The organism is Kitasatospora sp. NPDC050463 (assembly GCF_040655255.1).
Classification (GTDB): domain Bacteria; phylum Actinomycetota; class Actinomycetes; order Streptomycetales; family Streptomycetaceae; genus Kitasatospora.
The window spans coordinates 124,155-136,076 of sequence record NZ_JBFAJO010000017.1 but is presented as its reverse complement, the minus strand read 5'-3'; the positions used below and the strand labels follow the sequence as shown (position 1 = coordinate 136,076).

12 protein-coding genes are annotated in these 11,922 nt (G+C 73.0%); 2 read left to right on the top strand and 10 right to left on the bottom strand.

Features of this window, described 5'->3' with window-relative positions:
- Positions 1-469 precede the first annotated feature (469 nt).
- Positions 470-1,738, bottom strand: coding sequence for a tyrosine--tRNA ligase (tyrS, locus tag AB0J08_RS13885; RefSeq protein WP_360632041.1), 1,269 nt, complete (start codon positions 1,736-1,738; stop codon positions 470-472).
- A 338-nt stretch (positions 1,739-2,076) separates the two neighbouring features.
- Between tyrS and AB0J08_RS13880 the strand changes: the two genes are divergently transcribed.
- Entirely contained in the window at positions 2,077-2,601 is a 525-nt protein-coding gene (locus AB0J08_RS13880; RefSeq protein WP_360632019.1) for an HNH endonuclease, read from the top strand.
- A 100-nt stretch (positions 2,602-2,701) separates the two neighbouring features.
- On the opposite strand, the gene AB0J08_RS13875 is transcribed toward AB0J08_RS13880, so the two are convergent.
- From AB0J08_RS13875 to AB0J08_RS13845, 7 genes are all read right to left on the bottom strand, one after another.
- Entirely contained in the window at positions 2,702-4,741 is a 2,040-nt protein-coding gene (locus AB0J08_RS13875; RefSeq protein ID WP_360632016.1) for a PQQ-binding-like beta-propeller repeat protein, read from the bottom strand.
- A gap of 128 nt (positions 4,742-4,869) precedes the next feature.
- Positions 4,870-5,172, bottom strand: coding sequence for a 4a-hydroxytetrahydrobiopterin dehydratase (locus tag AB0J08_RS13870; protein WP_360632013.1), 303 nt, complete (start codon positions 5,170-5,172; stop codon positions 4,870-4,872).
- Between the two features lie 37 nt (positions 5,173-5,209).
- Entirely contained in the window at positions 5,210-5,386 is a 177-nt protein-coding gene (locus AB0J08_RS13865) for a DUF1272 domain-containing protein (RefSeq protein ID WP_360632010.1), read from the bottom strand.
- A 117-nt stretch (positions 5,387-5,503) separates the two neighbouring features.
- Positions 5,504-6,262: a sulfite exporter TauE/SafE family protein gene (locus tag AB0J08_RS13860; protein WP_360632007.1), complete on the bottom strand. Its 759-nt coding sequence runs from the start codon at positions 6,260-6,262 to the stop codon at positions 5,504-5,506.
- 244 nt (positions 6,263-6,506) lie between these two features.
- A complete protein-coding gene (locus AB0J08_RS13855; RefSeq protein ID WP_360632004.1) occupies positions 6,507-7,541 on the bottom strand; it encodes an SPFH domain-containing protein in 1,035 nt (344 codons plus the stop codon).
- Positions 7,542-7,551: 10 nt separating this feature from the next.
- Positions 7,552-7,974 (bottom strand): NfeD family protein, encoded by a 423-nt coding sequence (locus AB0J08_RS13850; protein ID WP_360632001.1) that lies wholly within the window; start codon positions 7,972-7,974, stop codon positions 7,552-7,554.
- A 153-nt stretch (positions 7,975-8,127) separates the two neighbouring features.
- Complete coding sequence (locus AB0J08_RS13845; protein WP_360631998.1) at positions 8,128-8,919, bottom strand: ABC transporter ATP-binding protein; 792 nt, start codon at positions 8,917-8,919, stop codon at positions 8,128-8,130.
- Positions 8,920-9,067: 148 nt separating this feature from the next.
- Here AB0J08_RS13845 and AB0J08_RS13840 point away from each other — a divergent pair, with 148 nt between their 5' ends.
- On the top strand, positions 9,068-9,865 hold the full coding sequence (locus AB0J08_RS13840; RefSeq protein ID WP_360631995.1) for a hypothetical protein: 798 nt from the start codon (positions 9,068-9,070) through the stop codon (positions 9,863-9,865).
- A 38-nt stretch (positions 9,866-9,903) separates the two neighbouring features.
- On the opposite strand, the gene AB0J08_RS13835 is transcribed toward AB0J08_RS13840, so the two are convergent.
- Together AB0J08_RS13835 and AB0J08_RS13830 are read right to left on the bottom strand one after the other, a co-directional pair.
- A complete protein-coding gene (locus AB0J08_RS13835) occupies positions 9,904-10,560 on the bottom strand; it encodes a response regulator transcription factor (RefSeq protein ID WP_360631992.1) in 657 nt (218 codons plus the stop codon).
- Positions 10,553-11,650 (bottom strand): GAF domain-containing sensor histidine kinase, encoded by a 1,098-nt coding sequence (locus AB0J08_RS13830; protein ID WP_360632038.1) that lies wholly within the window; start codon positions 11,648-11,650, stop codon positions 10,553-10,555. The genes AB0J08_RS13835 and AB0J08_RS13830 overlap by 8 nt, the downstream gene beginning before the upstream one ends.
- Positions 11,651-11,922 lie beyond the last annotated feature (272 nt).

The window sequence follows — 11,922 nt, the reverse complement described above, 5'->3', positions numbered from 1 at the left end:
GGCGTTGACTTTTGGCACGCTGTTGAGTTCTCAAGGAACGGACACTTCCTTCGGACCGCCTTCCAGCGGGCCCTCCGGGCGCTTCGTTCTTTCGTATTTCCAGCTTACCAGATGTTTTCCGCTCCGTTTACCGGAGTTTCATTCATCCGACCCTTGCTGGTCAGGTCCGCTTTTCTGCGGCGACCTCCACATTAGCTTATTTCGGGACTGGCCCGAAATTCCCCGCTCCCACCGTCCAACGAAAACGCCGAGCGACCCAAGTTAATGGGCTTCGAGTAGGAGTAGGGGTTGCCGATTGTGACGGTCGCTCGGCCGGCCGCGGCGACCTCTCGGTCCGCCGTGCACCCGCCTGCTTCAGCGACTCGTCCAACACTAGGCCACTCGGACCGGCACGTCAAACACCCGAGGGCCGGATCTGTCCAGATCCGGCCCTCGATGCTCAAAACTGCAGGTCAGCGGCGGTGTCTTTTCAGCCGGCCGCGACCAGCTCGACGGCGGCCAGGTTGCGCTTGCCCCGGCGCAGGACCAGCCACCGGCCGTGCAGCAGGTCGGCCTCGGTCGGCACCGCCTCCTCGTCCGTCACCTTGACGTTGTTGAGGTAGGCGCCGCCCTCCTTGATCGTCCGGCGGGCGGCCGAACGGCTGGGCGCCAGACCGACGGCGACCAACAGGTCGACCACCGGCTGGAGTTCGGCGACGTCGGCCTTCGGGACCTCGGCCAGTGCGGCCGCCAGGGTCGGCGCCTCCAGGTCGGCGAGGTCGCCCTGGCCGAACAGTGCCTTGGACGCGGCGACCGCGCGGTCGTACTGCTCGGCGCCGTGCACCAGGGTGGTCAGTTCCTCGGCGAGCGCGCGCTGGGCGAGCCGGGCGGCCGGGCGCTCGGTGGTCTCGCGCTCCAGTTCCTCGATCTCCTCCTTCGAGCGGAAGCTGAAGATCCGCAGGAAGTTGGGAACGTCCCGGTCGTCCGCGTTCAGCCAGAACTGGTAGAAGGCGTACGGGGTGGTGAGCTCGGGGTCTAGCCAGACGGTGCCCGACTCCGTCTTGCCGAACTTGGTGCCGTCGGCCTTGACGATCAGCGGGGTGGCCAGTGCGTGCACCGACTTCGCCTCCGCCTTGCGGATGAGGTCCGTGCCGGCGGTCAGGTTGCCCCACTGGTCGCTGCCACCGGTCTGCAGGGTGCAGCCGTAGCGGCGGTTCAGCTCCAGGTAGTCCATCCCCTGGAGGATCTGGTAGCTGAACTCGGTGAAGCTGATGCCCGCGTCGGAGTTGAGCCGCCGGGCGACGGCCTCCTTGGCGATCATGTTGTTGACGCGGAAGTACTTGCCCACGTCGCGCAGCAGGCTGATGGCCGACATCCCTGAGGTCCAGTCCAGGTTGTTGACCATGCGCGCCGCGTACGGGCCGTCGAAGTCGAGGAAGCGCGAGATCTGGCCACGCAGGCGGTCGACCCAGGCGGCCACCGTCTCGGGGTCGTTCAGGACGCGCTCGGCGGTCGGCTTGGGGTCGCCGATCAGGCCGGTGGCGCCGCCGACCAGGCCCAGCGGGAGGTTCCCCGCCTGCTGGATGCGGCGCATGGTCAGGATCTGCACCAGGTTCCCGAGGTGCAGGCTGGGGGCCGTCGGGTCGAAGCCGCAATAGAACGTGACCGGGCCGTCCGCGAACGCCTTGCGCAGTGCGTCCTCGTCGGTGGACAGGGCGATCAGCCCACGCCACCGCAGCTCGTCGACGATGTCCGTCACGGTCACGCTTCTCCTTCGATCGGGCGTCCGCCCGGTGCGGAACCCGGTTCGGCCGGGCCCCGGAGCGGAACGGCTCCAGCGTGGTAGAGCCTACGCGGTCCGGACCGGCGAGTTTCCGTCGAGGCATCGGACCGGGCGCCCTCCCGTGGACCCGCCGGAGGGCGGAACGAGCCGGCCGGGGCCGCCGCCTCCCCTGTCCCACCCCTCGCCTCCACCGGAAATTCCGTTGTTCGTCGGCCCGGAGCCCCTTCAGAGTGGTCCCACCGCCGTGCGGCGGCAGTGACGTGTGTGGAGACGGTCGTGCCGCCGTGGCACGCCTGGGGAAAGGGTGTGCCGAGGTGCGCAACACGCTGGTTCTGAACGCGAGCTACGAGCCCCTGACCACGGTGTCGCTCCAGCGCGCCGTGGTCCTGGTGCTCCAGGACAAGGCCGTGGTCGAGCAGGCCCACCCCCTGCGGAGCATCCGCGGTACCGGCGTCTGCGTCCCGGTGCCCCGGGTGATCAGACTGCAGCGCTACGTACGGGTGCCGTTCCGACAACAGGCGCCGTGGTCCCGCCGCGGTGTGCTGGTCCGCGACCAGCACCTGTGCGCGTACTGCGGGCACCGGGCCACCACCGTGGACCACCTGCAGCCCCGGTCGCGCGGTGGGGCGGACAGCTGGCTGAACACCGTGGCCGCCTGCGCCGAGGACAACCAGCGCAAGGCCGACCGGACGCCGGAGCAGGCCGGGATGAAGCTGCTGCGCAAGCCGTTCGAGCCGACGCCGCAGGCCACCCTGATGATGGCGCTGGGTCTGCGCGGCTCGGACCTCCGGGACCTGGCGGACTGGCTGCCGGCCACCGCGGCGCCCTCCGCCGCGTAGCCACCCGACCGCCTGGCCGCGTGGCCACCTGGCCGTCACCGGCCGGGCCCGCCCCTTCGGCAGCGGAAGCGGACGCCGTCGCCGCCGAAGGGGCGGGCCCTCACTCCTTCGCCTGGTACCCGGCCGCTATCCCGAAGTTGGCCGAGTGCTCGGGCACCGCGACCACCCGACCGCCGCCGATCAGCACGCGGCCGGAGACCAGCAGCGAGCCGGTGCCCTGCGGGAAGTTGCCGCCGACCGTCTCCTGGCCGCCCGCCAGGGCGAAACGGCTGAGGTGGGCGGGCTGGTCCAGGCGTTCGTCGGCGGCGAGCACCAGCGCGCCGCCGTCGACGCCGACCGCCCGGACGTCGCCCTTCTCGGCGACGGCCGCCTTCCAACGCTGCTTGCCGCCGTCCAGGTCGTAGCCGACGACGGAGACCGCTCCGCCGCCGTTCACCGGGGCCAGCGCGGTGACCATCGTCCGGTCGTGGAAGAAGACGCCGGGAGTGGCCGAAAACGTACCGCGGGCGACGTCCAGCCTGCCCTCGCCGGCGGCGACCGGTATCTCGGCGGCCGGGTCGCCGGCCGGGCCCCAGGCGAACACCTTGTCGTCCTCGGGCTTCTCCCCGGTGGTCAGGACGACGGAGGGCTCGGCGGAGAGCACCGTCACCGTCTTCGGCTGGTTGTTCAGACCGCGCCACCAGCTCACCGTGCCGTCGGCGGTGCTCAGCGAGACGGCCTGGTCGACGGGGGTGGAGTCGGCGCAGGAGCTCGCCACCAGGACGGTCCTGCCGGTGACTCCGCCGGAGAGGGTGCAGAACTTGCCCTGCCCGGTGTACTGCCAGACGTCCTTGCCGTCGGCGGACTCCCAGGCGACCACGTGGTCGTCGCCGACGGCGATCACCTTGTCCTCGATGACGCCGACGCGCGCGGTGTAGCCGCCCTTCGCCGCGGAGAGCGGCTTGCTCCACACCGTCCGGCCGGTCTTGGTGTCGACCGCGGCCACCAACGTGCAGGAGCTCTTAGGATCGGGCCCGCTCCGGAACAGCACGGCGCCCAGACCGGCCTCGTTGACGCCCGCCGAGAGCCCGCAGGGCGCGACCCCGGCCGCCGGCGGCTCGACCGACCAGGTCGGCTTTCCGGCCGCCAGGTCGTAGGCGTGGACGCCGGTGGCGTCGGCGCGCACCACCGCGCCGGCCAGCAGCCAGCTGCCGACCAGGGTGTCGTCGGTGCCCGGCTGGAGTGCGGCGGCCGGCTGGGCTGACCAGGCCTTGGCGTGGGCGACGGTGAAGCCGGGTTCGCCACCGGCGGCCGAGGCCTCACCGCCGTCCTGGGCGCCGACCACCACGGCGGCAGCCACCAGCACGCCGAGCGCCGCGACGCCGGCGCCGGTCCGGATCACCAGGGCCCGCCGGCCGGGGGCGTGGTCGGCGGAGACCACCGCGTCGGCGGCGGCGCGGGCCTTGGACCCGAAGCCGGTCCGCGCCCGGTCGGCCGTCGACCCGTCCTCGGTCCCGTCCGCGCTGCCACGGCCACCGCCGCGCCGCCCGGCCGACCGCGGCCCGGGGCCGGCGGGCTCCGGCGCGACGACGGCCGTCACCGGATCGGACGCGGGCCCGGCGACCGGCTCGGGTTCGATGCGCACATAGCCGTCGGCGGAGTACTCGGCGCCCGCCGGGGCGTACAGCTCCTCACTGGTCGGCTGCTGCGGGACGGCGTACGGGGCGTACTCCTGCCGGCCGTAGTCGTCGTACTGGTAGTACGGCTGGTGCTGATCCCCCGGCTGCCCGCCCTGGCCGTAGCCGGGCTGCGCGTACCCGGACTCCGCGTAACCGGGCTGGGCGTAACCGGCCTGCGGATAGCCGTCCTGTCCGTACCCGGCCTGTCCGTACCCGGCCTGCGGGTACGCGCTCTGCCCGTACCCGTGCTGCGCGTATCCGTGATCCGGGAAGCCCTGGTCCGGGAAGCCGTGGTTCGGGAAGCCGTGGTTCGGGAAGCCGTGATCCGGGTGGGCGGTTTCCGCGTACCCGGCGCCGGCGTCGTACCCGTGGCTTCCCTGCCAGTGCTGCGACTGGTCCGGGTGGCCCGTCGACCAGTCCTGCTGCGCCTGCTGCGGGTACCACGGCTGCTGCGCGGCGTCTCCGAGGGGATCCTGCGCCATCCGTTCCGTCCCTCCCGACCGCCGGCAATGCGGCAGCCAGCATCTCACGCCACCCGGAGCGCCTCCTTCCGGCCTCTGCTGGGCCGGTTCGGAAGCGGTCCGCGGCCGTGGGACGGCGGAACGGGCCGTCAGCCGGACTCGTCCCGCAGGGCGGCGTCGATGCGGGCGGCGAGGGTGAAGTCCAGGGCCGTGAGGCCGCCGGCGCTGTGGGTGGAGAGCGCGAAGTGCAGGGTCCGCCAGCGGATGTCGATGTCGGGGTGGTGGTCCAGCCCCTCCGCCTGCTCGGCAACCGCGACGACCACCCGGATCGCCGCCGGGAAGTCCGCCGCGTCGGCGGTGCGGACGATGGTGTCGCCGTCCCGGCTCCACTCCGGCAGGTCGGCCAGGGCGGCCGTGATCTCGTCCTCCGTCAGACGTGCTCTGGTGCTCATCGAACCGCTCCCGGGTGTCGGGGTGACTGGTGAAGGGTCAGACCTTCCGGCGCGGACGGGGCACCAGTTCGCCACCGCAGTTGGGGCAGGTGGCGGCCATGGCCTCGGTGCAGTCCGGACAGAAGGTGCACTCGTAGGAGCATAGGTACGCCGGGCCGTCGGCCGTCAGCGACACCGCGCAGCGTTCGCAGGTCTCGCGCATCTCCAGTGCCATGGTCTCTCCCTCGGGGCGAACGGAACGAACAGAACGAACGGAACCAGCGGAACTGAGCGAGCGGAACCAGGCGAGCGGAACGAGCGGGGCGGGCGGGCCGCCGCGACGGACGGTCGCTCAGCTGACGAGCAGCTTGGTGACGGCCACCAGGCCGACCACCACGATGACCCCGCGCAGCGCCGGCGGGGGCAGCTTGCGGCCGACCTTGGCGCCGAGCAGGCCGCCGCAGAGCGATCCGACGGCGATCAGCCCGGCGGCGGCCCAGTCGATGGTCGAGGTGAAGAGGAAGAACACGGCGGCGACGCCGTTGACGATCAGCGCCAGCGCGTTCTTCACGCCGTTGATCCGCTGGAGGTCCTCCTGGAGCAGCATGCCCATCAGGGCCAGCAGCAGGACGCCCTGGGCGGCGCCGAAGTAACCGCCGTAGATGCCGGTCAGGAAGACGCCGGCCAGCAGCGCCACGCCACCGTCGGGGTCTCCGCCGGGCCGGCGCCGGGCGGCAACCGCCTTGGCCACCCGGGGCTGGATCACCACCAGCACGAGGGCCAGCAGGATCAGTACCGGGACGATCGTGTCGAAGGCGCTGCTCGGCAGCTCGATCAGCAGGACGGCGCCGACCAGCCCGCCGCACAGCGCGGCGATGCCGAGGCGGACCAGTCGCCGGCCCTGGTCGGCCAGCTCTCTCCGGTAGCCGATCACACCGCTGAGCGAGCCGGGCACCAGACCGAAGGCGTTGGAGACGTTGGCGGTGACCGGCGGGATGCCGACGGCGAGCAGCACCGGGAAGGTGATCAGGGTCCCGGAGCCGACGATCACATTGATCATCCCCGCGCCGACTCCCGCCACCAGGACGGCGATCGCCTCCCAGAGCGTCATGGGCCACCTCTCGTCTCGGGCCTGTCCGAGGCGATCATGCCGGACGGCGGGGTGCGCCTACCAGGGCCCGCCCACGATTCGGGACGTACACCACACGACCGTTCACCGGACGCGACACCCGATCCGGACGGGCCGCGCGCCGCAAGGACGCGCCTGCGACGCCGAGGGCCCGCTTCCCGTACCGCACGGGAGGCGGGCCCTCGGTACCGCGCGCGACGACGACGCGCCACGCGACGGGGTCAGCTCACTCCGGGTCGATCTTCCGGTACTCGCGGGCCGGGTCCACCCGGGGGCGGGCGGCACCCTTGGTGTCGGTGTCCAGCGGGCGCGGACCGGCCGCCGGGTCGAGCGGGACCTGGGTGGCGGCCGGCGCCGGGGCGCTGGGGGCGGCGGGCGCGCCGCCGTTGCCGGCCAGACCGGTGAACGCGCCGCCGAGGCCCTTCAGCGCGTCGCCGACCTCGCTGGGGATGATCCACAGCTTGTTGGAGTCGCCCTTGGCCAGCTCGGGCAGCGTCTGGAGGTACTGGTAGGCGAGCAGCTTCTGGTCGGCGTCGCCGTCGTGGATCGCCTCGAACACGGTGCGGATCGCGGCCGCCTCACCGTCGGCGCGCAGCACCGCGGCCTGCGCCTCACCCTCGGCCTTGAGCACCTCGGCCTGCTTCTCGCCCTCGGCCCGCAGGATCTGCGCCTGCCGGGCGCCCTCGGCGGTGAGGATCGCGGCGCGCTTGTCACGGTCGGCGCGCATCTGCTTCTCCATCGAGTCCTGGATGGAGGTCGGCGGCTCGATCGCCTTCAGCTCGACGCGGTTGACGCGGATGCCCCACTTGCCGGTGGCCTCGTCCAGCACGCCGCGCAGACCGGCGTTGATCACCTCACGGGAGGTCAGCGTCGACTCCAGGTCCATCGAGCCGATGATGTTGCGCAGCGTGGTGACGGTCAGCTGCTCGATCGCCTGGATGTAGCTGGCGACCTCGTAGGTGGCGGCCCGGGCGTCGGTGACCTGGTAGTAGATCACCGTGTCGATGTTGACCACCAGGTTGTCCTGGGTGATCACCGGCTGCGGCGGGAAGGGCACGACCTGCTCGCGCAGGTCGATCCGGTTCCGGACCCGGTCGATGAACGGGACGACGATGTTCAGCCCTGCGTTGAGCGTCCGGGTGTAGCGGCCGAAGCGCTCCACGATCGCGGCGCTGGCCTGCGGGATGACCTGGATCGTCTTGATCAGCGCGATGAATGCCACCACGACCAGGACGACCAGGACGATAAGGACGGGTTCCACGGACTCTCCCCTAGACGACCAGGGCGGTCGCGCCCTGGATTTCGACGACGTCGACCTGCTGCCCCGGCTCGTACACACTGCCGGGGTTGAGCGCGCGGGCCGACCAGATCTCGCCCTTGAGCTTGATCCGCCCGCCCTCCCCGTCGACTCTTTCCGCGACGACCGCGGTGGCGCCGTGAAGCGCCTCGATGCCCATCTTGATCTGCGGGCCCTTCCTGAGCTGCCGGTACGCGATGGGGCGCACCACGACCACCAGGGCGGCCGAGACCGCGACGAAGGTCAGGACCTGCCACACCGCCCCGGCACCGAGCCCGGCGACACCGGCCGCGGCGAGCGCGCCGACCGCGAACATCGCGAACTCCGGCATCGCGGTGACGACCAGCGGTATGCCGAGGCCGACGGCGGCCAGGAGCCACCAGATCCAGCTGTCCACGTGTCCATCCTAGGGAGCGAAGGGCTTTCGAGGCGGACAGTTCCCGCAGGTGGAGGGGCGGAAACCGGTCGCACGTGCGACCGGCTCCAGTTCAGCCGGGTTCAGCCGGGTTCGGTGCGGTCCGGCGGGCGTCCGGCACACGGCCGGTCGCCCTCAGCCGAGCGGCAGGCCCTGCGCGGACCAGCGGTCGCCGTGGCGCTCCAGGGTCAGCGGCAGGCCGAAGCACTTGGAGAGGTTGCGCGCAGTCAGCTCGGTGTCGATCGGACCGGCGGTGAGCACCTTGCCCTGACGGATCATCAGGACGTGGGTGAAGCCCGGCGCGATCTCCTCGACGTGGTGGGTGACCATCGCCATGGCCGGCGCGAACTCGTCCTGGGCCAGTGCGCCGAGGCGGCGCACCAGGTCCTCGCGGCCGCCGAGGTCCAGGCCGGCGGCGGGCTCGTCCAGCAGCAGCAGCTCGGGGTCGGTCATCAGGGCGCGGGCGATCAGGGTGCGCTTCTTCTCGCCCTCGGAGAGGGTGCCGAACTTGCGCTCGGTCAGGCCGGCCATGCCGAGCCGGTCCAGGAGGGCGAGCGCGCGCGACTCGTCCGCCTGCTCGTACTGCTCCTGCCAGCTGACCGTCATGCCGTAGGCGGCGGTGAGCACCGTCTGCAGCACGGTCTGTCCGGCGGGCAGCTTGTCGAACATGGCGGCGCCGGCCAGACCGATCCGGGAGCGCAGCTCGAAGACGTCGACCTCGCCGAGCTTCTCGCCGAGGACGGACACCTTGCCCGCGGTCGGGAAGAGGTAGGTGGAGGCGATCTGCAGCAGGGTGGTCTTGCCGGCGCCGTTGGGGCCGAGGATGACCCAGCGCTCGCCCTCGGAGATGGACCACGAGACCTCGTCGACCAGCGCGCGCCCCTCCCGGACCACGGATACGTCCACCAGCTCCAGCACGTCGCTCATGCCTATGCCTTCCCCAAAACTGAAATTCGGCCGTCGGTGCGGGCGGGGCAGCCTACTCCGGCGGCCGGTGGGCACGGAGTGGGTGCGCCGCACGCGCATGGGCAAACCTACGCCACGCGGATGACCGCCGATTCCGTAGGCTGGCCGGATGCTCGCGACTCCTGCCGACAATCCGTACGAAGAGCCCCGTTCGGGGCGGCTGGCCGCTTGGGGCAACGCCCTGTTGGCCGGTCTGGTGCCGCCCGACAACGCCGCCGCGGCGGTGCTGGGAAGTGACGAGAGCCACCGGGTGACCGGGCTCCCCGGGGACGCGCCGGGCGAGCGGCACGGGCTCACCTGGGCGCTGGGGCGGCTGCGGGTGCTGGGGGTGAAGGGGCTGCGACTGGCCCTGCCCTCGGCCGGGCACCCGCTGGGGCTGACCGGTCCGGCGCCGTTCAACGAGCGGGCGCTGGGCGCGGGCGAGGCCGTGCTGGCGGTCGGGGCACCGCTCGGGCTGGTACCGGAGGTCGAGGTGTTCGGGCCGGTCGGGGACCGCTCCGCGACGGTGCTCTGGCGCTGCTCCGAGGTCAACGACGCACCCCCGGCCGACGTGCCGTCGCTGCACGAGGCGGAGCGGGAGCTGGCGGACGGGCTGCGGGAGGCGACGCTGCTGCTGGCCCGCCTCGACGTGGCCGGGGCCGGGCCGGAGGCGCTGCGGGCGCTGGAGGCGTTCCGGCGGCGCGGGCACGTCGAGCTGCTCGCCCCCGGGTACCCGCCGCGCGCCGTCCGGGTGCTGGAGTCGGCCCGGCAGGTGTCGGCGCTGCTGTCGATCGCCTCGGGCGGCCACGGCGCGGCGGTCAGCGCCTCCGAGATGGCCTCCCGCCAGGCGGTACTGGACCCTCTGCGGCGGATCGCCCGCCGGGCCCAGGTGGCGGCGTACAACGCGCTGGTGGACGAGAAGGGCTGAATTCCGCCCTCCGGGGACCGCCTCTCGGCGTCGGGCCGCTAGGCCTCCCGGGCCTCGCCGTGCCGGACCGCCCAGAGCGCGGCCTGGGTGCGGTCGGCGAGGTCCAGCTTCATCAGGATGTTGGAGACGTGCGTCTTCACCGTCTTCTCCGAGAGGTGCAGGGTCCGCGCGATCTCCCGGTTGGAGCGCCCGTCGGCGATGTGCCCGAGCACCTCGCGCTCGCGCTCGGTCAGGCTGGCGCCGCGGCCCTGCGGCTGGCGGGGGCCGTCGTCGGCGAGCAGCGCCTCCGCCAGCTCGGGCTGGAGCAGCACGTGGCCGGCGTGGACCGAGCGGATCGCCCCGGCCAGCGCCTCCGGGTCGACGTCCTTGTACACGTACCCGGCGGCGCCGGCCCGCAGCGCGGGGACCATGGTCCGGTGCTCGGTGAAGCTGGTGACGATCAGGATCCGGGCCCGGCTGCCCTCGCCCTTGAGCGTGCGCAGCGCCTCGATGCCGTCGACGCCGGGCATCTTGAGGTCCATCAGGACGACGTCGGGGTCGAGCTCCCGGGCCCGGTCGACGCCGGCCGCGCCGTCGGCGGCCTCGCCGACCACCTCGATGTCGTCCTGCACCTCCAGGAAGGTGCGCAGACCCCGGCGGACCACCTGGTGGTCGTCGACCAGCAGGACGCGGATCACTGGCGTGGTGTCAGGCACCGGGGACCTCCATCTCGACGACCGTCCCCTTCCCGGGGGCCGAGTCCAGGGTGAGCGTGCCGCCGACGGCGGCGGCGCGGTCGCGCATCGAGGCCAGGCCGAGGTGGCGGCCGGCGCGGCGGACGGAGTCGGGGTCGAAGCCCCGGCCGTCGTCGCGCACGCGCAGCACGGCGCCGCGCGCGGGCGTGCCGGCCAGGGTGACGGTGACGCGCCGGGCGCCGGAGTGGCGCAGCGCGTTGTGCAGGGCCTCCTGGGCGACCCTCAGCAGGGCCGCCTCCTGGGCCGGCGGCAGGGCGCGGACGCCGTCGGCGGCGAAGGCGAGGTCGGCGCTGTGGGCGCGGTCGAGGACCTGTACCTGGGAGGCGAGGGTGGCGCTGAGGCCGTCCTCCTCCAGGGCGGCCGGGCGCAGCTCGACCACGACGGCGCGCAGTTCGTCGGCGGCCTCGGCGGCGAGCTTGGCGACCTCGGCGAGTTCGGCGCGGGCCCGGGCCGGGTCGCGGTCGACCAGTTTGGCGGCGGCCTTGGCGGTGAGGCGCAGCGAGAAGAGCTTCTGCGAGACGGCGTCGTGCAGGTCGTGGGCGATCCGGGCGCGTTCGCCGGCCAGGGTCAGCTCGCGGCTGCGCTCGTAGAGGCGGGCGTTGGTGAGGGCGAGGGCGGCGTGCGCGGCCAGTATCCGCAGCAGTTCCTCGTCGTGGTCCGTGAAGCCGCCGCCGCCGCGCTTGTTGGCGAGGAAGATCACGCCCATGACCTGCGGGTCGTCCTCGGCGGCGTCGGTGTCGAGGATGGGCATGCCGAGGAAGGCGTCCATCTCGGGGTGGGCGGCGGGCCAGCCGCCGAAGGCGGGGGCCTCGCGCACGTCGGCGAGCCGGGTGGGGCCGGTCTCGTGCAGCATTTTGGCGAGCACGCCGTGCTGGCGGGGCAGCGGGCCGATGGCCTTCCACTGCTCGTCGGTGACGCCGTCGACGACGAACTGGGCGAAGCCGCCGTGGTCGTCGGGCACGCCCAGGGCCGCGTACTCGGCGCCGAGCAGATCGCGGGCGGAGGCGGTGATCCGCCGCAGCACCTCGCGCACCTCCAGGTGGCGGCTCATCGCCAGCAGGGCCTGGCTGACGGCCTCGATGCCGGCCAGGCAGGGCTCGCAGGCGGGCAGCGGGCCGGCGGGCGGCGGGCCGACGGGGATCCGGTCGACGGGCAGCAGGCCGGCCGGGGACCGGCGGTCACTGGGCGCGGTGGGCATACCGCCAAACTACCGCCGCCGGGACGGCCGCCGCGTCGGTCCGCAGCAGGTCGGGGCCCGGGTCCGCAGACCTAGGCCCCCTTCCGGCCGGGCCGGGCCGGAACGCCGGAGGGCGGCCCTTCCCG

Bases quoted from the DNA above. Each gene is read 5' to 3' on its own strand.
- AB0J08_RS13875 (WP_360632016.1), bottom strand. From the start codon at position 4,741: ATGGCGCAGGATCCCCTCGGAGACGCCGCGCAGCAGCCGTGGTACCCG.
- AB0J08_RS13870 (WP_360632013.1), bottom strand. From the start codon at position 5,172: ATGAGCACCAGAGCACGTCTGACGGAGGACGAGATCACGGCCGCCCTG.
- AB0J08_RS13865 (WP_360632010.1), bottom strand. From the start codon at position 5,386: ATGGCACTGGAGATGCGCGAGACCTGCGAACGCTGCGCGGTGTCGCTG.
- AB0J08_RS13860 (WP_360632007.1), bottom strand. From the start codon at position 6,262: ATGACGCTCTGGGAGGCGATCGCCGTCCTGGTGGCGGGAGTCGGCGCG.
- AB0J08_RS13845 (WP_360631998.1), bottom strand. From the start codon at position 8,919: ATGAGCGACGTGCTGGAGCTGGTGGACGTATCCGTGGTCCGGGAGGGG.
- AB0J08_RS13840 (WP_360631995.1), top strand. From the start codon at position 9,068: ATGCTCGCGACTCCTGCCGACAATCCGTACGAAGAGCCCCGTTCGGGG.
- AB0J08_RS13830 (WP_360632038.1), bottom strand. From the start codon at position 11,650: ATGAGCCGCCACCTGGAGGTGCGCGAGGTGCTGCGGCGGATCACCGCC.